Source organism: Sphingobium sp. MI1205, assembly GCF_001563285.1.
Classification (GTDB): Bacteria; Pseudomonadota; Alphaproteobacteria; order Sphingomonadales; family Sphingomonadaceae; genus Sphingobium.
The window spans coordinates 14,047-39,055 of sequence record NZ_CP005192.1; the positions used below are offsets into that span (position 1 = coordinate 14,047).

The window sequence follows — 25,009 nt, forward strand, 5'->3', positions numbered from 1 at the left end:
CGCCAATCTTTGCAACAGAGCCACGGCACCTATCTCCAGATCTTGGACGTCAATCGCAACGATGGTTCGATCAAGTCGTTCAATCAGGAACTGCGTCTGGCCAACGACGCACGCTCGTCTTTCCGATGGGTGGTCGGTGCCAATTACGAACACAGCCGTGTGCGCGAGGACGATGAAGTCAACTACGCCGATTCGACATCCAGCTATGTCAATACACAGGTTATCGGGCAGGATTATGATCAGGCCGGCTACAACAACCGGCAGCGCCTGAAGAACTATGCGGTTTTCGGCAATGTCGAATATGACATCAGCGATCAACTGACGCTGAAGGGCGGCATACGCTATACCGAGGCGAAGCGTTCCTCGGTCAACAAGACATTCGACCTTGGCGATGGCTCAATCTCGTCTTTGTTCACCACCGTCATCAACACCTATCGCCAGATCTTCGATTTCGGCGGCCCGATACCGCTGGTGCCATTGGGAGATTCGGTTTCGCTGAACAGCCAGACGGGCTTGCCGGGCACGTTTCGGGACAAGCTGAATGAAAACAGCACGTCATGGATGCTCGGCGTGAACTACAAGGCGACGCCGACGCTCCTGCTCTACGCCAATGTTTCGAAAGGGTACAAGGCGGGAAGTTTCCCGGGCGTCTCCGCCGGAACGTTCGCGCAATATGCCGCCGTCACGCAGGAATCGCTGGTCGATTACGAAGCAGGCTTCAAGACCACACTGTTCGATCGCAAAGTGACGCTGAATGGCGGCGTTTTCTATTATGACTACAAGAACAAGCAGCTGCGCGCCAAGATCGTCGATCCGTTCTTCAATGCGCTGGATGGCCTGGTCAATGTCCCCAAGTCGCGCGTCAAGGGTGCCGAACTGGAACTGAGCGCCAGAGTGGTCGAGGGGCTCACGGTCAGTGCGGCCGCGACCTATATCGACGCCAAGGTTCGCCACTATCAGGGGATCGTCGGCTCCGTTGCCAACGAAGTGGGCCTGTTCGATCCGATCCGGGGCGATTTCAGCGGCGCACGGCTGCCGTTTTCGCCCAAATGGCAATCGAGCCTGAGCGCGGACTACAGCCTGCCGCTGGGTGGCGTGAACCTAACCATGGGCACGACGATCTCCTCACAAAGCAAATCGCTGGGCGTTCTGGCCATCACCAACGCGGACAAGGATCTCTACGAGGTGAATGGCCGCACGCTCGTTTCCGCGCGGCTTGGCGTGGAAGCGCCTGATGGCCGCTGGGCGGTCTTCGGCTGGGGTCGCAATATCTTCAACAAGTATTACTGGACAAACACGATCCAGACTTACGATACCGTTGTTCGCTACGCTGGTCGACCCGCCGAATATGGCTTGACCGTGCGCTTCAAGTTCCAGTAATGAAACCGGAACGCCGATAAGAAACTGTTGGAGGGATAGATGTCTGATTTGAGCGGCAAGACGATAATCGTGACGGGTGGTGGCAGCGGCATCGGGCGCGCCACCGTGGAATTGCTGGTGGCCAGTGGTGCCAACGTCGCGGTGGCGGACATCAACGACGAGGCCGGTGAGGCGGTCGTCGCTGCGTCTGGCGGGAAGGCCGCCTATTTCCGGTGCGACATCGCACAGGAAGAGGACGTGAAGGCACTTGTCGCGCAGACTCTGGCGGCGTTCGGCGGGCTTGACGGCGCGTTCAACAATGCGGCGATCCCGCAGGCCGGACTGCCGCTTGCCGAAGTGTCGCTCGAACGGTTTCGGCAGAGCATGGATATCAATGTAACCGGCACGTTCCTGTGCATGAAGTACCAGATCCTTGCGATGATCGAGCGCGGGACGAAGGGATCGATCGTCAACACCGCATCCGTCGCTGGCGTGGTCGGCGTGCCGATGCACGGCGAATATGTCGGCGCGAAGCATGCGGTGGTCGGGCTGACCCGCGTGGCGGCGGCAGACTATGGCAAGCACGGCATTCGCGTGAACGCGCTTGTGCCCGGCGCGGTGCGCACGCCTATGCTGCAGCGCGCGATGGACAATGATGCGGGCCTTGAGCCCTATCTGAACTCGATCCACCCGATCGGCCGTTTCAGCGAACCGCACGAGCAGGCCCAGGCCGCCGTATGGTTGCTGTCCGACGCGGCTTCGTTCGTCACCGGCTCCTGCCTTGCAGCAGACGGCGGCTTTACCGCGATCTGATCATTTTACGGAGCAGCCTCCATGCACAGCATCAAGATACTCGCGACGATCCCGCGCCGGAAGGACATTTCGGAACAGCAGTTCCACGATCACTGGCGCCATCCGCACGGCACACTCAGCAAGAAGATCGCGTGCCTGCGCGGCTATGTGCAATCGCACCGGATCGTCTCTCCGCTGCTGCCTGATACACAGCTGGCCTACGACGGCATTACCGAGCTGTGGTATGACAGTCTCGACGATGCGCTCAACATGGGCAAAGATCCCGCGCATCGCAAATACAACATCCCCGACGAACCGCTGTTCGTCGACATGGACGGACTGAAGTTCACCTTCTTCGAGGAGGACATTATCCGCTCGCGACCGGCGGTGGACGATCCCGATGATGCGGCCGTGCAGTGGTCGCCCACCGAATGGTCGGTAAGCGTCAAGATCCTGCAACTGGTCAAGGCGGATGGCAATCCGGCCTGGGCAGGCGATCAGGACAAGGCGCTGGGCGATCGCATCGGCGCGTTTCGGCATGTCCGCTCGTTCGCGATAGACGCGGTGCACAAGGGCACCTCGCCGTTCATCGGCGCGCGCGAACTGTGGTGGCCGACGCTATCCGATTTCGAACGCGGCGTGGCGGGTGATCGCGCGGCGTTCGATGCGCTCCTGGCACAGGCCGGCCAGCATTACACGATGCTGGCATCGGCCGAGCGGGTGATCTGATGCCGGCCCCCGCGCTCGACGAGGAGCCCGTGCTGCCCCCCGGCTTCGAGGATCTTCTCGAATTCGTGCCGCACTGGATCGGCGAGACGGCGCAGGAACGATGGGATATCCGGGCGCGCGCGACTATGGCGGAGATAACCCGCTTCTACGATGTGCTGCTCTCCCGTTCGGAAGCCATCCTCGACCATGTCGAGACCTTTCCGCTCGACGCGATGCCGGCGCCGACGCTGCGCCTGTTCAGGCTACAGCTGGCGCTGGCTCACGCGGCGATGTCCGTAGAATTGCACAAGCAGCCGCGCGCGCACAATTCGCCCTATCCGCACCAGGTCCGCATCCTGCGGACGGCAGAGCCAACGCTGTAAAGGAGTTCGTCGCATGAACGAGATGACCGAGCTTGCCAGCATCGGCTCTGTTGCAAAGATTGGCGGCAGTCAGAGGTAGGCTGTCGCTCTGCGCCGATCAGGCGGCTGCTGCGAAATGGTGGTTGAGCATGCCCATGGCCTCCGTCAGCGCCGAGGGCCCAATGCCAAAAGCTCTCTCCACAAGGCGCACCTCGCCCCTGATGCCGGGCTGCAGGCACCAGGGGCGAGCCTGTCCTTTGCGCAGGGCTCGCATGACTTCGAATCCCTTGATCGTGGCATAGGCCGTGGGGATCGATTTGAAACCGCGCACCGGCTTGATCAGTATCTTGAGCTTTCCGTGATCGGCCTCGATCACGTTATTGAGATACTTCACCTGCCGGTGGGCCGTCTCCCGGTCCAGCTTTCCTTCGCGCTTCAATTCGGTGATCGCTGCACCATAGCTCGGCGCTTTGTCGGTATTGAGCGTGGCAGGCTTTTCCCAGTGCTTCAGGCCTCGCAGGGCCTTGCCCAGGAACCGCTTCGCTGCCTTGGCGCTGCGGGTCGGCGACAGGTAGAAATCGATCGTGTCGCCCCGCTTGTCGACTGCCCGGTACAGGTAGGTCCACTTGCCCCGCACCTTGACGTAGGTTTCATCCAGGCGCCAGCTCGGATCAAAGCCACGCCGCCAGAACCAGCGCAGCCGCTTCTCCATCTCCGGGGCGTAGCACTGGACCCAGCGATAGATCGTCGTATGGTCGACCGAAATGCCGCGTTCCGCCAGCATTTCCTCAAGGTCGCGATAGCTGATCGGATAGCGACAATACCAGCGCACCGCCCACAGGATCACATCACCCTGGAAATGGCGCCACTTGAAATCCGTCATCGTTCCGTCCGTCCAATCTCCGCCAAGCATGCTCAAGCTTCACGATTTTTGCAACAGAGCCCGGCGAGCGTCGCGCTGCACCACAAGCTCTGCCACACGCTGGGCGGCACCTTCGACATGCCGCATGCGCAGACCCACACCGCCGTGCTGCCCCATGCGATCGCCTATAATGCGCCGTCGGTGCCGGAGGCGATGGAACGGGCTAGCCGCGCACTAGGCGGCGGCGACCCCGCGACCAAGCTGTACGAACTGGCGGTGGGCCTGGGCGCGGAAATGTCGCTGGCGAAGCTCGGCATGCCCAAGGACGGCATCGCGAAGGCCGCCGCGCTGGCGGTCGCCAACCCCTATCCCAACCCCCGTCCGATCACGGAGGAGGGCATCGTGCAGCTTCTGAGCCGCGCGGTGGAGGGGCTTCCGCCGATCACCGCATAAGCAAAGGCCTGATCCTGGAACAGTGCCGGCCGCATCCGATCATTTCCGGATGCGGCCGGTTCTCGATCATCCGGCGCTCCCGTTCGGCCATGGCCAAGGACGGGACGAAATTCAGCGGCTTTCCGCGCCGAGCCAGCCCTGCACCGCCGCCTTGATCGGCAACGGCAGTTCATGCCCGCCTTCATAAGGGATGAAAGTCGCCCGCGCGCCGCTGGGGCCGGAGAGATAGGCTTCCGCCTGCTCGAACTTGTGGCGCGGGATCACATCGTCGAATTGGCCCCGGCAGAAGAGGACCGGCTTGTCGAGCAGGCCGTTGTCCGGCAGGTCGCCGTCCTCCACCGCGAAGCAGCCGCCGATCATGATGAGGCCGCTATAGGCCCCCGGATTGCTGAGCAGAAGACTGGCGGCCATCGCGGCGCCGTTGCTGAAACCGCATAGCCAGGGCCGTTGGCGGCCGGTATCTGCGGCGATCCAGTCGCCGACCTTCGACGTTTCGCCCGACAGGCTGGAGGGCAGGGCGACGCCGATCCCGGCATTTTCGAACCAGGCGAACCCCGGCCCCTGGGGAAGCGGCCCGCGATAGGAGCGAACATTCGCGCGGCCGAAAAGGGGCAGCGCGAACCCCGCTTCCCTTTCGGTGCTGCCGCGGCCGTGAAGATATACGATGTCGCGGCCGGACGGAATGTCGGGATTGTCGTATCGCATGACGATGGCATTGTCTCGAGACATGTTCGCTTCCAATTCCTGGCGATGCGAAGCCGAAGCGGCGTCCGGTCCGACGGCGTCGGCCCGGCTGCTCCGGCTTCCTGTTTTAGCGGGCTTTCCGGTCGGCGGATATTCCGCCTGCCGGGAAATGCTCAAGGCGACCATAGCATGCGATGGCTGCTTTCAAAGCGCGGTCGCTCAATCCCCATGACCGATTTGTGGGCAGTTGGCCCCGTTTCGATCAAATCCGTATCGCGAATATTCCTAATTCATTTGCAGCAATTTCCTCCGCAGGCGAAAGCTGCGATCCTTTCCGGACGGCCCGATAAGCATAATAATCACCGACGTGCCGGATAAGACAGGCGCTGATCCATAACAGCGCATGGAGAGGATATTCCTATGCTTCGATCTCCGGGCAATGCGCGGCGCGTCCGTCGCAATCCGCTCCCGGCCTCGACGTCCGCTGGCCCGCTCGCTGCGTGTCCGGCCCATGCGCAACATGGTCCAGGGGGAAACCCCGCCGCCTGTTTTCCGGAACGGCGGGAATGGCCCGATGAACTGCGCGGGCAGGCAAGTTGCGACCGTGCACCGGCTGGAATTCGTCAGTAGGGGAAGATCGAATGCCTAATGGAATGCGCTGTTTGGATCCCTCGATCGCCGATCGGATCACATCATTGTCGACGATGAGAAATAATGAGGAGATATTCGAAACATTCGGCTTCAGCTATAACACGCTGAGAAAAGTCTCGAACGGCATGCCGCTTCGCAGGTCACTTGCGGATCGGATTGAGGAACGTGCCAGAAAGGTTTTCGAAGCCGATGGATTTTTGAACATTTCGGCCTGATCGCATCGGATGGAATGCTCCGGCCTGTCGTTTCGGAGCGTTTTCCGACCGGGCGGATGATTGCTTCCGTTCGGGGCGACGCTCCGGTGCCGAACATATGCATTAAGCCATTTTTTGCCCAGTCCGCAGGAGAATTGCAGGGACATGTTGAAGCTCTACTACAATCCAGGTTCATGCTCATTGGCGTCCCATGCCGCATTGGAGGAAGCCGGCCTTCCTTATGAGGCGGAGCTGATCGACCTGACGCAAAACGCCCAGTTTTCAGACGCCTATCGTCAGAAAAACCCGTGGGCGCGGGTGCCCGCGCTCCAGATCGGCGATGATGTCCTGACCGAAAATATCGCCATCCTCAACCATATCGCGGAACTCGTGCCCGAAAAGGCCTTGCTGCCCACGGAAGGCCTTGCCCGCGCCCGGGCCCTGGAATGGCTCGCGCTGCGGCTCTGTTGCAAAGATTGGCGGCAGTCAGAGGTAGGCTGTCGCTCTGCGCCGATCAGGCGGCTGCTGCGAAATGGTGGTTGAGCATGCCCATGGCCTCCGTCAGCGCCGAGGGCCCAATGCCAAAAGCTCTCTCCACAAGGCGCACCTCGCCCCTGATGCCGGGCTGCAGGCACCAGGGGCGAGCCTGTCCTTTGCGCAGGGCTCGCATGACTTCGAATCCCTTGATCGTGGCATAGGCCGTGGGGATCGATTTGAAACCGCGCACCGGCTTGATCAGTATCTTGAGCTTTCCGTGATCGGCCTCGATCACGTTATTGAGATACTTCACCTGCCGGTGGGCCGTCTCCCGGTCCAGCTTTCCTTCGCGCTTCAATTCGGTGATCGCTGCACCATAGCTCGGCGCTTTGTCGGTATTGAGCGTGGCAGGCTTTTCCCAGTGCTTCAGGCCTCGCAGGGCCTTGCCCAGGAACCGCTTCGCTGCCTTGGCGCTGCGGGTCGGCGACAGGTAGAAATCGATCGTGTCGCCCCGCTTGTCGACTGCCCGGTACAGGTAGGTCCACTTGCCCCGCACCTTGACGTAGGTTTCATCCAGGCGCCAGCTCGGATCAAAGCCACGCCGCCAGAACCAGCGCAGCCGCTTCTCCATCTCCGGGGCGTAGCACTGGACCCAGCGATAGATCGTCGTATGGTCGACCGAAATGCCGCGTTCCGCCAGCATTTCCTCAAGGTCGCGATAGCTGATCGGATAGCGACAATACCAGCGCACCGCCCACAGGATCACATCACCCTGGAAATGGCGCCACTTGAAATCCGTCATCGTTCCGTCCGTCCAATCTCCGCCAAGCATGCTCAAGCTTCACGATTTTTGCAACAGAGCCGGCCGGGGCGAAAGCGATGTTCAGCGCCGGATAGTCTGACGGGATCGCCGCATTCTGCTGCACGATAGCGATGGCCTGCGGCGCTTGCGGATCGCTTTTGTTCTGCCAGGCATTGAGATTGAGTTCGAAGGACAGGCGTTCAGACGGCTTCCAGTCCGCCAGGAAACGGATCGCCTTGGTGTCCTTCTTGCCCAGCCTGTCATCGCGGGTATGGCTCTTCTGCCATTCGTCACCGCGCGCGACCCGGCCTGCAAGGCGGACGCGCAGCGTGTTGGTGAGCGGTCCGCTCAGGAAACCTTCCAGTTCAACCGTATCGAACCGGCCGTAGGACAGCGATCCACCGGCCGACAGGTCGCTGGTGGGCTTGGCCGCGATATAGTTGATCGCGCCGCCGGTTGAATTCTGGCCGAACAGCGTGCCCTGCGGCCCCTTGAGCACTTCAAGCCGATCGAGATCGAACGCGGTCAGCGATGTGAGCGTCGGGAAAGGGAGCGGCACCTGATCCAGATAGACGCTGACGTCAGGATAGGCGGCCAGCGTCGATTCGAAGAAGCCGACACCACGCAGCGTATAGACCGGTGTGTCGTTGGCGGTCTGCGAGAATGTCAGGCCGGGCACGATCTGCGCGACATCGGCAAGGTTCGATATCTGCTGGTTCTTCAGCGCATCGCCGCTGATCGCGGAAACCGAAAGGCCGACATCTTCTGGCTGCGCTTGTTGGCCGTAACGATGATTTCATCGCCGGAACCTGCGGCAGGGCCATCCTGTCCCCACGCCGGCACCGCCAACGCCGCCGAAACCGCGCACGTGACCAGCGCCAAAGATCTGACCTCGCTCATAAACCTCTCCCTGCATTTCATTGTCTTGCTGATATTTGCTTGGAAAAAGCCGCGCGAAGCCCGGCTGCTTTCGACTCGGATAATCGCCGATCTCATTTTTAGTGTAAAGCCTAAATTAGTCTGCCTCCAATTTTTCCATATTGTCGGCGACGGACGCCCTGAAACACGCAAAGGAAAGATCGTTGGATTACCGGGCTTTTTACGATAGGGGCCAAGGCCTACATTGGGCGCAGTATCTCTGGGGATCCGGCTTTAGTGGTACGTGAACAGAACAAGGAGGAACGCCGCAGTCGTATTCTCGGCGCTGCTGAAAAGCTGATCCGGGAACTGGGCACTGTGGAGTTCTCGATGAGAGAACTCGCTGCGCGCGCACATATCAGCCATTATACGTCTTACAACCTGATCGGGAACAAGGGCACGGTCCTTTACACCCTTCTGCATCGCGCAATCGATCGCATAACCAATTTGCCCAGCCAGGCCGACCCCAATTTCGATCCGCTCAGCTATGCTTTCGACATGGGCGACTTGGCAGTCGAGTTCTACGTATCTGACCCGGATTTTTTCAGGCCGCTGTTACGGTTCCTGTTCGGTGTTTCCGACGCCGAACTGCGCCCGGCTTTCATGAATAAAGGCGTGCGGCACTGGCATGCGGTCGCTTTGGCGATCTGGCAGAGTGGCGATTTGGTGGGCCACGTGTCTCCGGAAGATTTCGCCAGTATGATCAACACCTATTTCGGCGGAGCGCTTGGCCTCTGGAGCCACGACAACATTGATGCGGCCGTGTTCTTTGCGCACATACGCCACGCCATGGCTATTTCGCTGCTCGCATGTGGCAATAAACAATGGGAAGCGAGACTTGTAGCTGTAGGCGATTGCAAAGATACTGGCCTCTGCTCGCAAACAGCGCGGATTTCTGCTCAGATTTGCTGACAGCAGGTGGGCCATGCTGCTCACGCTATGCGACAATGTGCTCGCCATCATCCGCGCCTGCTCGCAAACGGAGAAGGCCTGTTCTCGCTTTCTGCCAATAGCGAGGAGTGCCGGTGAGCGGTCTGGCAGCGATCGTTCCCGCCGGGTTTGCCGTAAGCATCAGCGCTCCCACTTCCTCAGGCTAGCAACGGATTGATCGTATAATGCCTGGAGCGAGCCGACCTGATTGTCTCGGAAGTGAATCGTCAGCACGAGATTGTCATACGGCAGATTGGCCGTGCAGAGCCCCGGCCGCGAGCCTCCGCCCATGGCGGAGCAACTCGCCAGCGATGGAGGACGCTTCTGACCTGCTTCGGCTGGCAACTGGTATGTCCAGAAAACACCATCACTTACCTTGCGCAGTGTTCGGCCGCGCCATGAAAGCGGGCGACTTGCGCAGACAGTCGAGTTGACAAGCGCCTCTGTTCCCGCTGCGCGGGCACACATCCGCTTCTTGCTTGCCACGCCCACCAAGTTTCGCTCCGGCAAGCTTGCGCTCGGATTTAGGTAGAACGAGAACCCGTCGCTGGGATCGAGCGCTGGTAGAAAGAACGGCTTATCATTGTCGGATATGTCGTTGGCTCTCGGGATGTCGAAGACTCGTCCCTCCAACCTCCTCTCGGCCGAGGCCGAGCACGCGCTGAGCAAGCTGACGATCGATAAAGAAGCTGCGGTAAGATGCCTGTTCATGCCGGCAGGCTATGAGAGAAGCGCAACGTCCACAATCGGTGGCACAGACGACATGCGTTGCGTCCGCGTGCGGGAGATACCAAGGCGAGGACAGCCAGTATCATATCGGCACACCGGCTTCGCGGAGCCGCTCGGTCAGGTCGCGGGTGTGTTCGGCGTCCAGCGTTCCGGCGAGGAACGCGCGTATGTCGGACGGCCGGGTGTTGAGCTGGCTGGCGAGCGCGCCCGCATCGTAACCGTTGCGCGTCAGCGTGGGTTCGAGGTCGTCAATCGCCCGCGACAGCACCTGCTCGACGATCTCGGCCGTGACGGGCTTGGCAGCGAAGCGGAAGCCCTGCTCGAAGGCGAGTGTCAGGTGCATCTCGATCTGGAGCGGGGTGCGCAGGCGCTCGGCGATGAGGTCGATCGCGTCCTCGTTCATCAAGTCGGCAACCTTGACCCCCTCGGCCGCACAGGCGCCGAGCAGCCAGGCAACATAGTCGCGGCGTTCGGCGCCGATGCCCTCATAGTCGAAGGTGGTCGTGCGGTAGCCGATCTCTTCCATTTGCGGGCGGCGCAGGTCGTTGCGTAGCCGAGGATGGCCGACCAGAAGGACCGACAGCAGCACGCCGGCATCAGCCACCACCTCCATCAACCGCTTGAGGCCGGTCAGCGTCTTGTGGTGCAGGTCATGCGCCTCGTCGACCACCAGTACGACCGGGCGCTTGCCCTTGCGCATGATGTCGCGCAGGTCGCGCTCGCGGCGCTCGGCCTGCTTGGGAATCTTCACCTGGGCACGGTCACCGGGCGAGAGATCGTAGAACAGCGCCTCGATCAGCGAGGGCAACGAGGTGCGGCGCTTGTCGACCGCAAGCGACTTGGCGACGGCGACCTTGCCCGCCCGGGCCAGCTCGTCCTCGATGCGGCGCAGCAGGTGCGTCTTGCCCGATCCGACCAGGCCGGAGACGACGATCAACCTGCCGGTCTGCACGGCCGCACAGACCTCGCGCACGAGGTTGCGCTGATGCTCTGTCTCGAAGTTGCCGACGCCTTGGAACGGGCGGGCGAGCCCGTAGCTGGATTGAACGTCGGCGAGCATCAGCTTGTCCCCCGTCTTGACTGGAACCGCTCTCGGATGCGGTCAGCGATGATGGTCTTGTCGAGCGTTTCGCCCAGCAGCGCGTCGATGAAGGCGCGGTCTGCCTCAGGCAGCGAGCCGAGCGGTCGCCGGAGCTGGTCGACGATGGCGTGGCGCGCCGCGAGCCCGGTCGGGTATGCCGTCTCGACCGCCGGCTCCGGAAAAGGTGTTTGCCGCACCGCGAGCCCTGCGGTGGAGGGCGGCAGCGACGGCAGCGGCCGGTCGCCGCCCGTCACGGTCGCGCGGGGCAGCCCCAGCTGGTCAGCGAGCCGGACCACCTTGTCGAGCCGCTCCTCGGCGCGGCTCTTCTGATACTTGCGATAGCGGTAGAGCGGCACGGCGCCGCGCGACGGCTCGTAAGGGCCATGCCGCTTGCCGTCATGCTCCACGAAGAGCTGCTGGTCGAACAGCCCCCAGAGCAGCGTCACCGTCTCGCCGGCGAGCTCGGGCTCGACCTCGTAGGAAGCGCCCTCAACCGAGACGGTCGCGTCGCCCGCAACGGTGCGCCGCTCGGGCTCACGAGCGAAGGCGCAGAACCGCTCCCATGAACACATGGCCCGCACGCCATCGCCGGGCAGGTGCCGCAGCCAGTGCTCGATCCGCGCGTGTGGCTCGGAACGATGGTCGCCGTTGTTGTAGGTGACCAGCGCACGCCGCATCCACAGATTGGCTTCCGCCTCGTCCTTGGGTTTGTGGAAGTGGTACAACGTCTCGTGCACCTCCTTCACCGTGCGGAACGGCCGCTCGACCTTGCCCTTGGCGCGGGCCGCGGTGTGCCGGTCGTCGGCCTTCGGCGGCAGATGGGTGAGGACGCGCACGCCGAGGCTGCCCATCACCGACTGGAACACGCGCGACCGGCTGACCGGGCCGTTGTCCATGTAGATCGTGACCGGCAGGCCCTGGAACGGCAGTTCGGGCTCAGGCTTGGCGGCGAAGGCGTTGAATAGAAAGCGCAGCGCGGACTCGGCATCCTCGCCATAGACGCTGCGATATTCCTGGTAGACCACGCCCGAGCAGTCATCGACGGCCGAGAACAGCATCAGCGTGGGTTTGCCGCGACCCTGCTCGATCCAGAGCGGCGCCTCGACCTGCTTGAGGTCGGACGGGCTCATGTCGAAGTGCCACAGCTCGTTGGATCGCCGCGCCTGAAAACGAACGGCTGCGTGGGGGCGGGTCACGCGGGCATAGTCCAGCCCTGATGAGCGGAGCAGCCGGTCGATGGTCGCCCGCTTCAGCAGGCCGGGTGCTACCTTGACCAGGCCCTCCGGCGTCTCGACGCCATCGGTTTCCAGGAACTCGATGGCGCGGGCGGTCGAAACGTGCCGGCCCTTCTTGTTGGTGGTCCTGATCTTCAGTGCGGCGACGATCTCGGCGTAGCGCTCCATCTCGGCCTGCGGGGCAACCCGCGTCGCACCATGGTCGGACCGGCGCACCGACTTGGGGCGGTTCAGCTCGCGCAACGCCCGGTAAAGGGTCCAGATGGAGATGCCATAGGCCTCGGCCGCACGGGCGATGATCTCGGTGCGACCGGGGTCGCGTGGGGGCAACAGCGACAACCGTCGGCGAAGATCGATCAGCGCCTCTCCAGGCGGTCGCTTCGCCCGGTCAGCCATGGGCTGTTGCAGCCTCCTTGATCGATGCACCGCTGCCGCGCTTGCCTGCATAGCGATAGAGGGTCGCGACCGACACGCCCATGCGCTTGGCGATGTCGCGCACCGGCAACGTGCCCTCCTTCATCATCGCCCGTGCCGCGGCGACGTCGCTCGGGCGCATTGCCGATGGGCGGCCACCCTTGCGACCCTGCCGGCGCGCCTCCACTAGCCCCGCGGTAGTTCGCTCGCGGATCAGGGCACGCTCGAACTGCGCGATGGCGCCGAACACGTGAAAGGTGAGCATGCCACCCGGCGTTGTCGTGTCGATGCTCTCGGTCAGCGACACCAGCCCGATCTTCTCGCGCTCCAGATCCTCGGCCGTGGCGATCAACTTCTTGAGCGAGCGGGCGAGGCGGTCGAGCTTCCAAACAACCAGCGTGTCGCCTGCGCGCAGCACGTCTTCCAGAATGCGCGCCAGTTCGGGCCGGTCATCGCGCGCGCCCGACGCCTTTTCGGTGAACACCCGCTCGCAGCCGGCCCGCCGCAGCGCATCGAGCTGGAGCTCGGGGTTCTGGTCGCTGGTGCTGACCCTGGCATAGCCGACCCGCATGAGCGTCTGATCTTCTCCAAACTCGTGCGGGGCATACCGTTTTGCGACGCGGGTTTCCAGAACAGTTTTGACAAAGTGCGGCCCGCAGATTTACGTTGCCGGCCCAGCAAGGCGATCGGCTCGTCAGAAACGGTCGTTTTGCAGAACCGCTGAGGAGCCGGGTTCATGCAGGTGCTCGATACGGTTGGCTGGGTCGGTGATGGCGACGACACCGACTTCTTCCTCGCAATCGAGCGCACCTTCGATCTGCGCCTGCGCTCGAACCTGCCTTGGACAACGTTCGGCGAGGTGCGTGACCATGTCGTCGCGCATGTCGCAGCCTACAGCGGGGGCGGCACGACATGCGCCACGCAGATGACGTTCTACAGGCTTCGACGCGCGCTCGGGCTTGGCCGGCACGTCGGGCCGGATGCGCCGTTGGCGCCGCTGATCGGTGGGAAGCTGCGCCAAGCGTTCAGCGACCTGGAAGCCGATACCGACCTCAAGATGCCGGCGACGCGAGCCGGATGGCTTGGGATTGTCAGTGGTCTCTGCTTCGCTGTCGCGGTCGCGATCCTCGCCTTCACGACGCTGGCACCTCCCCTTCGCATCTTCGCTGCTGGAGCGAGCGCCTACGCGGGGCTATGGTTACGGCACCTCGACCGCCGGCGATTACCTCGGAGGTGCGACACTATCGGCGATCTCGCCCGACTGGTCACGGAGCAGAACCGTGGCAGGCTTGCCCGCGACGGCGCGCGCCTCACCGCCCCCGAGATTTGGCGGATCATCCAGCAACTGGCCGCCGAGGAGAGCGGGATCGACCCCGATCTGATTGGGTCGGAAACGACCTTCTTCCGAGCCAAAGTGCGAGCAGCCTGATCAATGGCTTACTGGATTGCATAGATTGATGCCGAGACACGGGACATTGCGTGGCGTCGGACTGACGGCTTTGGGTGCCGTTGTCGTCGCAGGCTCTTTCGTCGCTCTCGGATTGCGACCGGATGGGATCGCCAGCTACTATCGCGATACGCTGACTCCGGCAGGGTTTGCCATTTGGTTCTGCGGCTTCGTAGCCGCCACACTCGCTCCACCCGCCATAGCTGTACTCTGCTGGTTTGGCGCCATGCGGTTCCGCTACGGGTGGCTTCTCCACATCCTGCTTGTTCCTGCCACCTACGCCGCTGTGCGAGGATCAATCGCGCTCATGCTCGCGGTAGCAAGTGAGCCGGACAGCGATGGCCCAACGAGATGGGCTACCGATCCAGCAGTGATGCTGATGGTGGTTTGCCCCATCGTGTACTTTCTGATCTTGGGTTCCACAAAGCTGCGTGAGCATCGCGCATCAGCAAATGACTGCTAATCTCGACTTTGTAGTTGGCAGATACCATGAGCGGCCCTTTGCCGTTTGCGAGCAGACGCGGATGATGGCGAGCACATTGTCGGATAGCGTGAGCAGCATAGTCGGCTCGTTGTCAGGTAATCTGGGCAGGAAAAGGCGCTGTTTGCGAGCAGAAGCTGCTACGGTTGCAAGCGCCTACATGTAGCTGAGGTCGCTGCGGCACGAGCAGTAATCAGGCCTTTGTCTCTAACTTAGCACTACTTTGGCAGAAGCGTAAGGTGATCGGCGAGTGCTGGGACATACCGTCAGGACCGCGCGCAAATGGCTTGAGCAGGCCGGAGCGCCGCTTTGCCCGATCGAGGATCACGGCCAGATGAGCCAGAGCCGCTGGACGACGACAGCGAGGATGAGGGCGACGAGGGGGAATAAGCGCCCCAATCAAATGTATATCCCTTAGCATTACAAACCATGCTACAGCGCAACCATATTGCCAGCGGAGCGAGAGCAGAATGATATTGGCAGTCGGAAACACTAAGGGCGGTGTCGGCAAGACGACCCTTGCCGTCAACCTCGCGGTGGCGCGCGCGCTTGCGGGCCGCGACCTCTTGCTGGTGGACGGCGACGAGCAGGGGACCGCCCTCACCTTTACCGAGCTGCGCGCCGATCGACTTGGGCAAGCTGGCTATACCGCCGTTGCGCTCACCGGCGCGGCGCTTCGCAGCCAGGTCCGCCAGCTCGCGGCCAAATATGACGATATTATCATTGACGTGGGCGGCCGTGATACCGGCTCGCTGCGCGCCGCGCTCACCGTGGCTGACACGTTGCTGGTGCCGGTGCAGCCGCGCAGCTTCGACGTGTGGGCGCTTGACCAGGTTGCGGCGCTGGTGGCCGAGGCGCGCGAGATCAACGAGGGCTTGCGCGCCGTCGCCGTGCTGAACGGCGCGGACGCGCAAGGGGCCGACAATGAGGCCGCCTTGGAAATGATCGGCGACATTGAGGGGATCGAGGTGCTGCCCACGTCGATAGTGCGGCGCAAGGCGTTCCCGAACGCGGCGGCCGAGGGCAGGGCGGTAGGGGAGCAATCGCCGCGTGACGCCAAGGCGATCGACGAGCTGGCCGCATTGGTCAGCGCGGTATTTGTATAGCATAATGATAGCGGAGTGAATTTCGATGGCTATCGCTCGTAAACCGAACAGCAAGCCCAAGTCGCCGATGGATGAGGCGGCGGCCGATGCCTTCATTGCCGGGGCGGCCAAGCCGAAGGCCGAGCCGATCGCGACCGAGGCCGACGAGGCGGGGCAGGGGGCCGAGCCGCGCAAGTCGCCGGTGATGCTCCGTTTCGATCGCGCGTTGCTGGCGAAGGTCGATGCAGCGGCCAAGCGGCGCGGGATCAGCCGCAGCGCATGGATACAGTTCACGGTGAGCCGTGCGCTCGATGCCGGCGAGGGGTAGGGCCGGCTAGGGCGAGGCGGCCCCGGCGCGCGAAAAGTGAGTTTTGGGGTAGGGGTTCACCTTTGGGCGGCGGGCGCGCTGAAATCCACCAGCACCGGCATTTCGGGTATATCGCCGCGCAGTTTGGCGCGGCGGACGATGCTATGTTGGTCGATCAGGTTTTGCGCGTCACGACGGCCGCTCATGGTTTTCGGGAGCCACATCATAGAAACCCGCTCGACCTTGCGCCCCTTCTTGATCGGGGTGAACTCGACCCAGAAGGGGCAGAGCTTGTTGATTTCCTCCTGGGCGACCTTGAGGCAGTATTTGTTGAAATCAGCGAACCGTTCCAACTTGCCTTCCGGCACGTTGAGCAGGCCGCGTAGCTCCGCAATCGTGAACTCTTCGCTTTGCTTATATTCGAGGCCGATACGGCGTTCGATCATTTCATAGAGGCACAGCGCGTATTTCGACTCGAAACAATACATCACTTGCGTCTTAAGTCGCGCATAGACCTCGCTGTTACGCAAAATCTCAATCAGTTCTTCGGGGATGCGGTAATGCAGGAAGCCGTCTTTTTCGAGGCTTTCGTCGCTGGAGCCGAGAAGCTGAACGCGGCGCTTGTAGCTCTTGCCGCCCTTGCGGATCGTGACGATGGCGATTGTGCCCATCAGGCGCAGCAGCGAGCTTTCTATGCGCTCGTTGCCTTGGTGCGTGCCCTTGAGCGCGGTTTTGGCGATGCGGTGAATGACCGGCTCGCTGATCCGCTCCCAGGCGTTGGCAATCAGCAGATTGTAGATTCGGCGATCGGCGAGGGTGAGGGGGGACAGCTCGACAATATCGACCAGCTCGCCGGGTTTGACGATTTCCCCGTAATTGGCGGGATCGAACGGGTTTCCGCGCCCCTTTTGCGAGAGGGTGAGGGCGGTATCATCGCCTAGGGCAATCTTTGCCTTTCCGTTATTTACAGGTGAGCTTGCGCGAGTCATGTCCTCACTTTAGCAGCAACGGTGAGCTAGGCAATTCCTAAAGCTCCCCGATGGAGGGTGGGGAGGGGATACCCCAAACCTCACCGTTGATTTGGCGGCTACCCCAACACTCACCGGACTCGACCCCAAAACTCACTTTTACCGACCCCAAAACTCACCGAAGGCTACCCCAACACTCACGCGACTCGACCCCAAAACTCACTTTTCGGGGCAATTTTTCTTGGTTTTCTGCGGGTTTGAGGCACCCTGAATCTTGAATCTAAGAAGAATCTTTGAATCAGAACGCGAACGGTGAGTTTTAGGTGAGTTTTAGGGTAGCCCTGCCTGTGGATAACTCCGAACTCGCCGCATCGTCAGACCCGAAGAAGAAGAAGAAGAACACCGTCTCCTGGAGCTTCGCCCCGCCGGCTCGCGACCTTCAGCCGCCCCGGATCGCTTTAGCGATCCTCCCACCCGGCATCCCCATGATGGACCGGCTCCGCCGGTACGCTTTTTGTTTGATTAGAAATGTTTAAACACCACGTCCCTACCGCAACGACAGCGCCAACGGCCAAGTAGCAAATTGGCTTTCTTGGAAAGCCAAACGGATAGGGTGGTGATCCAATTGAGAGGGCGGAGCAGGCGGAAACGTCGCCCCTGGTGCGATTTCCGAGCCGCTGGGGCGCATTTCGGGGTGGGGGACAGGAAATGAGGTTGGAGCAGCAAATGCGCTTTACGGGCTTCCTGGGCGGCCGATTTTTTGGAAGCTAGATCTTCGACCTTCAGGGGATCATCCACCGCTGCGTCGATCGCTAATGGTGAGGTCATACCCCAAACCTCACCTTTAGAACGCCAGTAGGCGATTTTCCGCGCTTTCGAGCGATTTCTATGACCAGGGAGGGATGGCAGAGCGCCATCATTCAATATCGTTTGTATATCGGAATGATGCCGCTTCGACTACGGGGCCGTTTAAAGACTTCACGCCTTGTCGAAGCGGCCCGCGAACTCGCGATCGGCATAGTATTTGAGCTTGGCGGCGACGATCGACCGTTGTCCCGCGAAGAACAGGAACTGGTAATCCTCGCGCAGCGAGCGGACTTCATCCGGCGTGAGCAAGGGCCGCGCAAGATGCTGCTGGCCGAACGATATGCCGGTTTCGTCGCTGTCGATCGCGCGGCTTCCTCGCGCAGCATGTCGAACAGGGCGTGTTCGCCGGCGTCGAGCGCCATGCCTTCGATCGCGAGATTGGCGCGCGCGTCGGCATCATCCTCGCGCCGCATGGCGGCGTCGGCCGGTGTGCCGCGCGTGAAATCGAGCGCGCGGACTTGGGCGCGGATTGCGTCCACGTCGAGCATGTTCATGGTGCGCTTCTCCCTTCCGTTTCCGCGTCGAACGCCCGCCAGATCGCGCGAGGCCCCATGTTAGGATTCCTCCCTTTCGATTGCGGCGCGGACGAACCGCACACGTTCGGCGACAGAGGCGAGGGGAAGCGTCACCAGCTCGTAGCCAAGGCCGGAATAGACCGCGACCATCGCCTGATAGGTCGCCTGCGCTTCCGCGAAATCCTGTTTTCTTTCCGCATCGGCCGCGAATATCTCGCGCCAAGGGGGCGATGAACACGCGGGGTTGATAGCGAAACAGGTCCGCCGCTTGGCTGACATGAGCCGGGACGGGGAGGCCGCACAGGCGCAGATAGCCCGCCACATCAGGCACGCTGCGATCGCAGATCACCGGCCCTGCGCGATCGTGGGCCTCATGCCATGAGCGCAATTCCCAACCCAGCATCAATTCCGCGAAGGCGGCGCGATCGGCCCAGGGGAGGGCCGCGCCGCCGATCGCGACCTGATCGCGGATGATGGCCCGACCGGCTTCCGGCATGTGGTCGAAACCCTCCACCGCCAACGCTTCGATTAGGGTGCTTTTGCCGGAGCCAGGCCCGCCGGTGATGACATGGAAATCGGGCCGATCAGCCATTGCCCGCACCTTCCGCTTCCGCGTCGAACGCGCGCTTGCCCCGCCGCTTCCAGAGCGCCAGCACATTGCCAGCGTCGTCGCCTTGAACGCGCGCTGTACAATCGAGCAGCGCGCCGTAAAGGGTGGCGCGATCATCGTCGGCCAGCTCGACCAGACCGGCTTTCTGGACGAGGCCGCCCAGCTCTATGAGATGGCGCGTGCGCTCGCGTCGGGCCACGACCCATCCTCTCGTATCGGTGCGGCGCGCGGCGGCTTCAAGCCTGTTCCTTGCCTGCGCCAGTTTGCCTTGCGCCTTCACCGTTGCCGCCAGTGCGTCGGCCAGCCTTGCGACCGCGTCCTTGAAAGAAGGCCGCGCCCCGCGAGCGCCACGCCTCCTTTTCGTTCGCGTCGGCCGCTTCCACAGCGGCGAGCAGCGCACCGGCGAGCGTGTCCAGATCGAGCGCATCGGCCCCGGTGGACGTGACCAGCTCGCCGAGTTGCTGGACCTTGCGGGCCTTCAAAGCCTTGGCCTTGTCGTTCAGCGCCCGCAGTTCCGCGTCATAGTCGCGCACCTTTCGCATCTTCTCTCCCTCGCGCCCATGAATGGAGCCGCAGCGTAGCACGATAGCGCGCGCGAGGAACCGTTCCGATCAAGAAATGCGGCGAAGTCAATCACGCGAACGGCAGAGAGTGTGAGTGCGCGCTTATACATCGTTGCCGACCTGCGCTAAGAAGGGCAGTATAGCGGCCGTTATGGCGATCTACCATTTCTCGGCCAAGGTCATCAGCCGCGCCAACGGATCGAGCGCCGTTGCCAGCGCGGCCTATCGTGCGGCGGAACGGCTGCACGATGACCGGCTAGGGCGCGACCATGATTTCTCAAACAAGGCCGGCGTCGTCCATTCGGAAATCTTGGCTCCCGAGGGTGCGCCGGAGCGTTTAAACGATCGCGCGACCTTGTGGAACGAGGTTGAGGCCGGCGAGAAGCGCAAGGACGCGCAGTTGGCGCGCGAGGTGGAGTTCTCGATTCCGCGCGAGCTGAACCAGCAACAGGGCATCCAGCTCGCCCGCGATTTTGTCGAAAAGCAGTTCGTCGAACGCGGCATGGTCGCGGACATGAATGTACATTGGGACATGGGCAAGGACGGGCAACCCAAGCCGCACGCGCATGTCATGCTGTCGATGCGCGAGGTTGGCCCGGAGGGCTTCGGCCAGAAGGTGCGCGAGTGGAACAGCACGGCGCTGTTGCAGGAATGGCGCGTGGCCTGGGCCGATCATGTCAACGAGCGGTTGGCCGAGCTGGATATAGACGCCCGCATAGATCACCGGACGTTGGAGGCGCAGGGCATCGACCTTGAACCCCAACACAAGATCGGGCCGGCGGCGTCGCGGATGCCCGAACAGGGGCTTGAGGCCGAGCGGGTCGAGGACCATGCCCGGATCGCGCGCGAGAACGGCGAGAAGATCATCGCCAGGCCGGAAATCGCATTGGACGCGATCGCCCGCCAACAGGCGACGTTCACCCGGCGCGACCTGGCGCAGTTCGCGTTCCGGCACAGCGACGGCAAGGATCAGTTCGACCAGGTGATGAGCGCGGTGCGATCCTCGCCCGAGCTGGTGGCGCTGGGGCGGGACGGGAAGGGCGAGGATCGGTTCACGTCGCGCGACATGATCGCGGCCGAGCAGCGGTTGGAACGCGCGGCCGAGGGGCTGGCGATCGACCGGGGGCATGGTGTCGCCGACGCCCATGTGACCCGCGCGCTGGCGTCGGCCGAGGGCAGGGGGCTTGACCTGTCGGCCGAGCAGCGCGGGGCGTTGGCGCATATCACCGGCGACAAGGGCCTTGCGTCGGTCGTCGGCTATGCCGGCAGCGGCAAGTCGGCGATGCTGGGGGTCGCGCGCGAGGCGTGGGAGGCGCAGGGCTATCAGGTGCGCGGCGCGGCCTTGTCGGGCATCGCGGCCGAGAATCTGGAAGGCGGGTCCGCCATCGCGTCGCGGACGATCGCGAGCATGGAATATCAATGGGAGCAGGGCCGCGAACTGCTAGGCCCGCGCGACGTGCTGGTGATAGACGAGGCCGGCATGATCGGCACGCGCCAGATGGAGTGCGTGCTGTCCCATGCCGAACAGGCGGGCGCGAAGGTCGTTCTTGTCGGCGACCCCGAGCAGTTGCAGGCGATCGAGGCCGGGGCGGCGTTCCGGGCCGTGACCGAGCGCCACGGTTGGGCCGAGATCACCGAGATACGCCGGCAGTGCGAGGACTGGCAGCGCGACGCGACCAAGGCGCTGGCGACGGGCCGGGCAGGCGAGGCGATCCATGCCTATGAGGCGCATGGCATGGTGCAGGCGGCCGAGACGCGTGAGCTGGCCCGCGCCGATCTTGTGGACCGCTGGGATGCCGAGCGCATCGCCGCGCCGGATCAGTCGCGGATCATCCTCACCCATACCAATGCCGAGGTGCGCGATTTGAACCTGGCCGCGCGCGATCGGCTGCGCGACGCCGGCGAGCTGGGGCCGGACGTGCGCGTGTCGGCCGAGCGCGGCGCGCGGGACTTCGCGACCGGCGACCGCATCATGTTCCTGAAAAACGAGCGCGGGCTAGGGGTGAGGAACGGCACGCTGGGGAAGGTCGAGCAGGTATCGCCGGAGCGCATGGCGGTGAAGCTGGACGATGGCCGATCGGTCGCGTTTGACCTGAAAGATTATGCCCATGTCGATCACGGCTATGCCGCCACCATCCATAAATCGCAGGGCGTGACGGTCGATCGCGCGCATGTGCTGGCGACCCCCGGCATGGACCGCCATTCGGCCTATGTGGCGTTGTCGCGGCACCGCGACGGGGTGCAGCTCCATTACGGCCGCGACGACTTCGGCGACGATCGCCGGCTTGTCCGCACGCTGTCGCGCGAGCGGGCGAAGGATATGGCGTCCGACTATGGCCGCGACCGGGATGCGGAGATTCGTGCTTTCGCCGACCGGCGCGGATTGTCGGGCGAGATCCGATTGCCGGAACGGGCGGAACGCTCGCCGGTGGAGATCCTTGGCCCGCGCGCGGGAACCATGCGCCAGATGGGCGAAGATCCACGCACGGTTCGCGATGCCGGCGACCGCGGCGCTGGCGCGGGACAAGCCGCGGCCGAGCGGCAACCGCGGCGAGGCATGTTCGACGGCTTCCGGCCTGCCCCGCAGCGCCCAGCGCCGGAATCGACGCCGGCAGGCGAGCGCGAGAAGGCGGCCCCCAAGCGCGGCATGTTCGACGGGCTGAAGCTGTCGGCCGCGCCGCTGAAGGGCGCGGAGCGCGCGCCGGTCCCTGCCGATCGCGGCCAGGGCCGCGACTATGCCCGCGCGGTCGAGCGGGCCTCGCGTTCGGCCGAGGCGGTGTTGCAGGCGCGGGCGTCGGGCGCTCCGGTCCTTGAGCATCAAAAGGTCGCGCTCGAGCGCACGACACAGGCGCTGGACCAGATCAGGCCGGGAGCCTCGCGTGACCTCGCATCGGCGATGCAGCGCGATCCCGCCTTGCTGCGCGAGGCGGCGGCGGGGCGCAGCGGCCCGATGATCGAGGCGATGGCCCAGGAGGCGCGCGTGCGGGCCGATCCGAACTTGCGCGCCGATCGGTTCGTGGAACGCTGGCAGGGCCTCAAACAGGAGCGCGACCGCCTCTATCGCGCCGGCGACATGGCGGGCCGGGAGCGCACGGGCAAGGAAATGGCGGGCATGGCGAAAAGCCTTGAGCGCGATCCCCAGGTGGAATTGGTCCTGCGTAATCGCACCCGCGAGCTGGGGCTTGAGATCGGCATGGGCCGGGGGCGCGGCATGAACAGCGGCGACCTTGGCCGCGAGCTGGCGCGGGATTTAGGGATAGGCATGGGGCGCGGAATGAGCCGGTAAGGAGAGGATGATGGACGAGGATAATTATCGCAACAACGGCAGGGCCGGCGACGATCCGCAGGCGGCGTTCGAGCAGTTGCGCGGCGAGGTGGCGCTGGTGCGCCTTGCGGTCGAGGGGTTAGCCCGCGCGCGCGAGTCCATCGAGATTCCCGATTATCAGCCGACGCTCGCCAACACCGAGAAGATATTGCTGGCGCTCACCCAGCGGGTCGATGTGATCGCGAAAAGCCCCGCGATGAAACTCACCCCGGAGACGATGGGAGAGCGTGTAAACGCTTCGGTGGCGAGTGCGACGGGCGAGCTGCACAACCTGGTGAACAGCACGCGATCGGACATGAGCGAGGCGGCGCGGGAATTGCGGGGGCTGATCGGAACGACGCGCGCGCGCTGGCAACAGGATCGGTGGCTGTTTTGGATCGGGTTGGGCGGCGTGGTGCTGGGGATATTGCTCTATGCGCTTCTCGCCGGCCTGATCGCGCGCGCCATGCCCGATAGCTGGCAGTTGCCGGAGCGCATGGCGACGCGGGCGCTTGCCGAACCGACGCTATGGGATGCCGGCACGCATCTGATGCAGCGCGCATCGCCGGCGAGCTGGGAGGGGATCGTCGCGGCCGCCAATCTGGCGCGGGACAATCGCGAGACGATCGAAGCGTGCGGCGCGGCTGCCGCCAAGGCGAAAAAGACGGTGCGCTGCACGATCGAGGTCAAGCCGGCGAACAATGACCGCTGATCGGCGCGCGCGGCCAAGCTCAGCGTCATGCCTTCGCCGATCGCGTAGCGGCCGAGCGCCATATCGCCGCCACCCTACGCCGGCGCGGCACTGCCGAGGGGCGTATCGGCGTGCCCTATCGGCCTATAGGGGCTAGGGGCGAATCACGGATTTCACCTGAATCCCGTCATGCCGTGGCGCAACTCCTGACGATCTCCGCCGCGCACGCTATTGCGCGGCCTCTCTGATCCCGCATAATGTCCGAAAAACACTGTCGGATTGTAAATGTGTCCGACAACATGGTTTTGGGGGTTTTCCGTCATGCTCGTTGGCTACATGCGCGTATCGTCAACCGATGATCGGCAATCGGTCGATCGGCTCTGTTGCAAAGATTGGCGGCAGTCAGAGGTAGGCTGTCGCTCTGCGCCGATCAGGCGGCTGCTGCGAAATGGTGGTTGAGCATGCCCATGGCCTCCGTCAGCGCCGAGGGCCCAATGCCAAAAGCTCTCTCCACAAGGCGCACCTCGCCCCTGATGCCGGGCTGCAGGCACCAGGGGCGAGCCTGTCCTTTGCGCAGGGCTCGCATGACTTCGAATCCCTTGATCGTGGCATAGGCCGTGGGGATCGATTTGAAACCGCGCACCGGCTTGATCAGTATCTTGAGCTTTCCGTGATCGGCCTCGATCACGTTATTGAGATACTTCACCTGCCGGTGGGCCGTCTCCCGGTCCAGCTTTCCTTCGCGCTTCAATTCGGTGATCGCTGCACCATAGCTCGGCGCTTTGTCGGTATTGAGCGTGGCAGGCTTTTCCCAGTGCTTCAGGCCTCGCAGGGCCTTGCCCAGGAACCGCTTCGCTGCCTTGGCGCTGCGGGTCGGCGACAGGTAGAAATCGATCGTGTCGCCCCGCTTGTCGACTGCCCGGTACAGGTAGGTCCACTTGCCCCGCACCTTGACGTAGGTTTCATCCAGGCGCCAGCTCGGATCAAAGCCACGCCGCCAGAACCAGCGCAGCCGCTTCTCCATCTCCGGGGCGTAGCACTGGACCCAGCGATAGATCGTCGTATGGTCGACCGAAATGCCGCGTTCCGCCAGCATTTCCTCAAGGTCGCGATAGCTGATCGGATAGCGACAATACCAGCGCACCGCCCACAGGATCACATCACCCTGGAAATGGCGCCACTTGAAATCCGTCATCGTTCCGTCCGTCCAATCTCCGCCAAGCATGCTCAAGCTTCACGATTTTTGCAACAGAGCCGGCGCGCGGATCCTGTGGTGCACGCCCGTGTTTGGCCAGGCCGTGGGCACTCAACATATCGATGAGATTCTCGCGGTCTGGTATCCGACTCACAAAACCTTCCTCGATCTTTCGGATGCGCCCGGGGCTAAGGAAAGCTACCGCCTGAGAGGCGCCTGCGTGGCCTACGCCGTCATCCATCGATGCTCCGGCAGCAACTCTCCGCTCGACGGCAATGGCTAGAACGATTCCTCGATTGACATGATATTCATCATGCGATATGCA

26 protein-coding genes and 5 pseudogenes are annotated in these 25,009 nt (G+C 63.0%); 16 read left to right on the forward strand and 15 right to left on the reverse strand.

Going from position 1 to position 25,009, the window contains the following annotated elements; genetic code table 11:
* Positions 1-9 precede the first annotated feature (9 nt).
* From K663_RS22335 to K663_RS22350, 4 genes are read left to right on the forward strand one after another with little or no spacing between them, the layout of a single operon-like run.
* Complete coding sequence (locus tag K663_RS22335) at positions 10-1,380, forward strand: TonB-dependent receptor (protein ID WP_007682392.1); 1,371 nt, start codon at positions 10-12, stop codon at positions 1,378-1,380.
* Positions 1,381-1,419: 39 nt separating this feature from the next.
* Positions 1,420-2,172 carry a 2,5-dichloro-2,5-cyclohexadiene-1,4-diol dehydrogenase LinC gene (linC, locus tag K663_RS22340; RefSeq protein WP_015460611.1) on the forward strand — a complete coding sequence of 251 codons (753 nt, stop codon included), beginning with the start codon at positions 1,420-1,422 and terminating at the stop codon, positions 2,170-2,172.
* A gap of 21 nt (positions 2,173-2,193) precedes the next feature.
* A complete protein-coding gene (locus K663_RS22345; protein WP_007682394.1) occupies positions 2,194-2,880 on the forward strand; it encodes an EthD domain-containing protein in 687 nt (228 codons plus the stop codon).
* Complete coding sequence (locus tag K663_RS22350; RefSeq protein ID WP_007682395.1) at positions 2,880-3,242, forward strand: hypothetical protein; 363 nt, start codon at positions 2,880-2,882, stop codon at positions 3,240-3,242. Before K663_RS22345 ends, K663_RS22350 begins: the two co-directional genes overlap by 1 nt.
* A 97-nt stretch (positions 3,243-3,339) precedes the next feature.
* On the opposite strand, the gene K663_RS22355 is transcribed toward K663_RS22350, so the two are convergent.
* Positions 3,340-4,104 (reverse strand): IS6-like element IS6100 family transposase, encoded by a 765-nt coding sequence (locus K663_RS22355; protein WP_001389365.1) that lies wholly within the window; start codon positions 4,102-4,104, stop codon positions 3,340-3,342.
* A 63-nt stretch (positions 4,105-4,167) separates the two neighbouring features.
* Here K663_RS22355 and K663_RS22360 point away from each other — a divergent pair.
* A pseudogene (locus tag K663_RS22360) lies at positions 4,168-4,536 on the forward strand (iron-containing alcohol dehydrogenase); the annotation flags it as partial.
* Positions 4,537-4,647: 111 nt separating this feature from the next.
* Here the strand turns inward: K663_RS22360 and K663_RS22365 are convergent.
* Positions 4,648-5,265, reverse strand: a complete 618-nt coding sequence (locus K663_RS22365) for an alpha/beta hydrolase (RefSeq protein ID WP_013054035.1) — start codon at positions 5,263-5,265, stop codon at positions 4,648-4,650.
* 965 nt (positions 5,266-6,230) lie between these two features.
* Here K663_RS22365 and K663_RS22375 point away from each other — a divergent pair.
* A complete protein-coding gene (locus tag K663_RS22375) occupies positions 6,231-6,608 on the forward strand; it encodes a glutathione S-transferase N-terminal domain-containing protein (RefSeq protein ID WP_015460613.1) in 378 nt (125 codons plus the stop codon).
* On the opposite strand, the gene K663_RS22380 is transcribed toward K663_RS22375, so the two are convergent.
* Together K663_RS22380 and K663_RS22385 are read right to left on the reverse strand one after the other, a co-directional pair.
* A complete protein-coding gene (locus tag K663_RS22380) occupies positions 6,580-7,344 on the reverse strand; it encodes an IS6-like element IS6100 family transposase (protein WP_001389365.1) in 765 nt (254 codons plus the stop codon). The two genes, K663_RS22375 and K663_RS22380, sit on opposite strands and share 29 nt — an antisense overlap.
* On the reverse strand, positions 7,310-8,083 hold the full coding sequence (locus K663_RS22385) for a TonB-dependent receptor plug domain-containing protein (protein ID WP_083536068.1): 774 nt from the start codon (positions 8,081-8,083) through the stop codon (positions 7,310-7,312). Before K663_RS22385 ends, K663_RS22380 begins: the two co-directional genes overlap by 35 nt.
* Before the next feature lie 39 nt (positions 8,084-8,122).
* Here K663_RS22385 and K663_RS25010 point away from each other — a divergent pair, with 39 nt between their 5' ends.
* On the forward strand, positions 8,123-8,452 hold the full coding sequence (locus tag K663_RS25010) for a hypothetical protein (protein ID WP_235589640.1): 330 nt from the start codon (positions 8,123-8,125) through the stop codon (positions 8,450-8,452).
* 47 nt (positions 8,453-8,499) lie between these two features.
* Positions 8,500-9,174: a TetR/AcrR family transcriptional regulator gene (locus tag K663_RS22395; protein WP_062121711.1), complete on the forward strand. Its 675-nt coding sequence runs from the start codon at positions 8,500-8,502 to the stop codon at positions 9,172-9,174.
* Between the two features lie 159 nt (positions 9,175-9,333).
* On the opposite strand, the gene K663_RS22400 is transcribed toward K663_RS22395, so the two are convergent.
* The 4 genes from K663_RS22400 to K663_RS22415 all read right to left on the reverse strand — a co-directional run bounded on the left by K663_RS22400 (position 9,334) and on the right by K663_RS22415 (position 13,222).
* Complete coding sequence (locus K663_RS22400) at positions 9,334-9,903, reverse strand: hypothetical protein (protein ID WP_062121710.1); 570 nt, start codon at positions 9,901-9,903, stop codon at positions 9,334-9,336.
* A gap of 100 nt (positions 9,904-10,003) precedes the next feature.
* Entirely contained in the window at positions 10,004-10,981 is a 978-nt protein-coding gene (locus K663_RS22405) for an ExeA family protein (RefSeq protein ID WP_007685991.1), read from the reverse strand.
* On the reverse strand, positions 10,981-12,633 hold the full coding sequence (locus K663_RS22410; RefSeq protein WP_007685992.1) for an IS481 family transposase: 1,653 nt from the start codon (positions 12,631-12,633) through the stop codon (positions 10,981-10,983). The genes K663_RS22405 and K663_RS22410 overlap by 1 nt, the downstream gene beginning before the upstream one ends.
* Positions 12,626-13,222 carry a recombinase family protein gene (locus K663_RS22415; protein WP_007685993.1) on the reverse strand — a complete coding sequence of 199 codons (597 nt, stop codon included), beginning with the start codon at positions 13,220-13,222 and terminating at the stop codon, positions 12,626-12,628. Before K663_RS22415 ends, K663_RS22410 begins: the two co-directional genes overlap by 8 nt.
* A 165-nt stretch (positions 13,223-13,387) precedes the next feature.
* Here K663_RS22415 and K663_RS22420 point away from each other — a divergent pair, with 165 nt between their 5' ends.
* The 5 genes and pseudogenes from K663_RS22420 (at position 13,388) to K663_RS22435 (ending at position 15,992) form a co-directional block, all read left to right on the forward strand.
* Positions 13,388-14,080 (forward strand): hypothetical protein, encoded by a 693-nt coding sequence (locus tag K663_RS22420; protein WP_007685994.1) that lies wholly within the window; start codon positions 13,388-13,390, stop codon positions 14,078-14,080.
* A gap of 28 nt (positions 14,081-14,108) precedes the next feature.
* Positions 14,109-14,561, forward strand: a complete 453-nt coding sequence (locus K663_RS22425) for a hypothetical protein (RefSeq protein ID WP_007685995.1) — start codon at positions 14,109-14,111, stop codon at positions 14,559-14,561.
* 274 nt (positions 14,562-14,835) lie between these two features.
* A pseudogene (locus K663_RS25015) lies at positions 14,836-14,969 on the forward strand (transcription elongation protein SprT); the annotation flags it as partial.
* Between the two features lie 80 nt (positions 14,970-15,049).
* Positions 15,050-15,685, forward strand: a complete 636-nt coding sequence (locus K663_RS22430; protein WP_015460616.1) for an AAA family ATPase — start codon at positions 15,050-15,052, stop codon at positions 15,683-15,685.
* A gap of 25 nt (positions 15,686-15,710) precedes the next feature.
* On the forward strand, positions 15,711-15,992 hold the full coding sequence (locus K663_RS22435) for a hypothetical protein (RefSeq protein WP_015460617.1): 282 nt from the start codon (positions 15,711-15,713) through the stop codon (positions 15,990-15,992).
* Between the two features lie 56 nt (positions 15,993-16,048).
* Here K663_RS22435 and K663_RS22440 read toward each other — a convergent pair whose 3' ends face one another.
* The 6 genes and pseudogenes from K663_RS22440 to K663_RS22460 form a co-directional block, all read right to left on the reverse strand.
* Complete coding sequence (locus K663_RS22440; protein ID WP_015460618.1) at positions 16,049-16,960, reverse strand: replication initiation protein; 912 nt, start codon at positions 16,958-16,960, stop codon at positions 16,049-16,051.
* A 957-nt stretch (positions 16,961-17,917) separates the two neighbouring features.
* A pseudogene (locus tag K663_RS25020) lies at positions 17,918-18,118 on the reverse strand (type IV secretory system conjugative DNA transfer family protein); the annotation flags it as partial.
* Positions 18,115-18,300, reverse strand: a pseudogene (locus tag K663_RS25340) (hypothetical protein); the annotation flags it as partial. The pseudogenes K663_RS25020 and K663_RS25340, both read right to left, overlap by 4 nt.
* A 60-nt stretch (positions 18,301-18,360) precedes the next feature.
* Positions 18,361-18,913: pseudogene (locus K663_RS23685) on the reverse strand (AAA family ATPase).
* A complete protein-coding gene (locus K663_RS22455) occupies positions 18,906-19,130 on the reverse strand; it encodes a conjugal transfer protein TraD (RefSeq protein WP_015460621.1) in 225 nt (74 codons plus the stop codon). The pseudogene K663_RS23685 and the gene K663_RS22455 overlap by 8 nt, the downstream one beginning before the upstream one ends.
* A 37-nt stretch (positions 19,131-19,167) precedes the next feature.
* On the reverse strand, positions 19,168-19,473 hold the full coding sequence (locus tag K663_RS22460; protein ID WP_015460622.1) for a conjugal transfer protein TraD: 306 nt from the start codon (positions 19,471-19,473) through the stop codon (positions 19,168-19,170).
* Between the two features lie 172 nt (positions 19,474-19,645).
* Between K663_RS22460 and traA the strand changes: the two genes are divergently transcribed.
* Together traA and K663_RS22470 are read left to right on the forward strand one after the other, a co-directional pair.
* Positions 19,646-22,780 (forward strand): Ti-type conjugative transfer relaxase TraA, encoded by a 3,135-nt coding sequence (gene traA / locus K663_RS22465; RefSeq protein ID WP_015460623.1) that lies wholly within the window; start codon positions 19,646-19,648, stop codon positions 22,778-22,780.
* Positions 22,781-22,787: 7 nt separating this feature from the next.
* Positions 22,788-23,510 carry a DUF6118 family protein gene (locus K663_RS22470; protein ID WP_015460630.1) on the forward strand — a complete coding sequence of 241 codons (723 nt, stop codon included), beginning with the start codon at positions 22,788-22,790 and terminating at the stop codon, positions 23,508-23,510.
* A 409-nt stretch (positions 23,511-23,919) separates the two neighbouring features.
* On the opposite strand, the gene K663_RS22475 is transcribed toward K663_RS22470, so the two are convergent.
* Positions 23,920-24,684 carry an IS6-like element IS6100 family transposase gene (locus K663_RS22475; protein ID WP_001389365.1) on the reverse strand — a complete coding sequence of 255 codons (765 nt, stop codon included), beginning with the start codon at positions 24,682-24,684 and terminating at the stop codon, positions 23,920-23,922.
* On the opposite strand from K663_RS22475, the gene K663_RS22480 reads away from it, so the two are divergent.
* Positions 24,671-24,967, forward strand: coding sequence for a hypothetical protein (locus tag K663_RS22480; protein WP_235589608.1), 297 nt, complete (start codon positions 24,671-24,673; stop codon positions 24,965-24,967). The two genes, K663_RS22475 and K663_RS22480, sit on opposite strands and share 14 nt — an antisense overlap.
* The last annotated feature ends 42 nt before the right edge of the window (positions 24,968-25,009 follow it).

Bases quoted from the DNA above. Each gene is read 5' to 3' on its own strand.
- K663_RS22400 (WP_062121710.1), bottom strand. From the start codon at position 9,903: ATGAACAGGCATCTTACCGCAGCTTCTTTATCGATCGTCAGCTTGCTC.
- K663_RS22435 (WP_015460617.1), top strand. From the start codon at position 15,711: ATGGCTATCGCTCGTAAACCGAACAGCAAGCCCAAGTCGCCGATGGAT.
- K663_RS22440 (WP_015460618.1), bottom strand. From the start codon at position 16,960: ATGACTCGCGCAAGCTCACCTGTAAATAACGGAAAGGCAAAGATTGCC.
- K663_RS22415 (WP_007685993.1), bottom strand. From the start codon at position 13,222: ATGCGGGTCGGCTATGCCAGGGTCAGCACCAGCGACCAGAACCCCGAG.
- traA (WP_015460623.1), top strand. From the start codon at position 19,646: ATGGCGATCTACCATTTCTCGGCCAAGGTCATCAGCCGCGCCAACGGA.
- linC (WP_015460611.1), top strand. From the start codon at position 1,420: ATGTCTGATTTGAGCGGCAAGACGATAATCGTGACGGGTGGTGGCAGC.
- K663_RS22355 (WP_001389365.1), bottom strand. From the start codon at position 4,104: ATGACGGATTTCAAGTGGCGCCATTTCCAGGGTGATGTGATCCTGTGG.
- K663_RS22420 (WP_007685994.1), top strand. From the start codon at position 13,388: ATGCAGGTGCTCGATACGGTTGGCTGGGTCGGTGATGGCGACGACACC.
- K663_RS22380 (WP_001389365.1), bottom strand. From the start codon at position 7,344: ATGACGGATTTCAAGTGGCGCCATTTCCAGGGTGATGTGATCCTGTGG.
- K663_RS22470 (WP_015460630.1), top strand. From the start codon at position 22,788: ATGATGGACGAGGATAATTATCGCAACAACGGCAGGGCCGGCGACGAT.
- K663_RS22405 (WP_007685991.1), bottom strand. From the start codon at position 10,981: ATGCTCGCCGACGTTCAATCCAGCTACGGGCTCGCCCGCCCGTTCCAA.
- K663_RS22460 (WP_015460622.1), bottom strand. From the start codon at position 19,473: ATGCGAAAGGTGCGCGACTATGACGCGGAACTGCGGGCGCTGAACGAC.
- K663_RS22350 (WP_007682395.1), top strand. From the start codon at position 2,880: ATGCCGGCCCCCGCGCTCGACGAGGAGCCCGTGCTGCCCCCCGGCTTC.
- K663_RS22345 (WP_007682394.1), top strand. From the start codon at position 2,194: ATGCACAGCATCAAGATACTCGCGACGATCCCGCGCCGGAAGGACATT.
- K663_RS22425 (WP_007685995.1), top strand. From the start codon at position 14,109: ATGCCGAGACACGGGACATTGCGTGGCGTCGGACTGACGGCTTTGGGT.
- K663_RS22475 (WP_001389365.1), bottom strand. From the start codon at position 24,684: ATGACGGATTTCAAGTGGCGCCATTTCCAGGGTGATGTGATCCTGTGG.
- K663_RS22365 (WP_013054035.1), bottom strand. From the start codon at position 5,265: ATGTCTCGAGACAATGCCATCGTCATGCGATACGACAATCCCGACATT.
- K663_RS22375 (WP_015460613.1), top strand. From the start codon at position 6,231: ATGTTGAAGCTCTACTACAATCCAGGTTCATGCTCATTGGCGTCCCAT.
- K663_RS22430 (WP_015460616.1), top strand. From the start codon at position 15,050: ATGATATTGGCAGTCGGAAACACTAAGGGCGGTGTCGGCAAGACGACC.
- K663_RS22410 (WP_007685992.1), bottom strand. From the start codon at position 12,633: ATGGCTGACCGGGCGAAGCGACCGCCTGGAGAGGCGCTGATCGATCTT.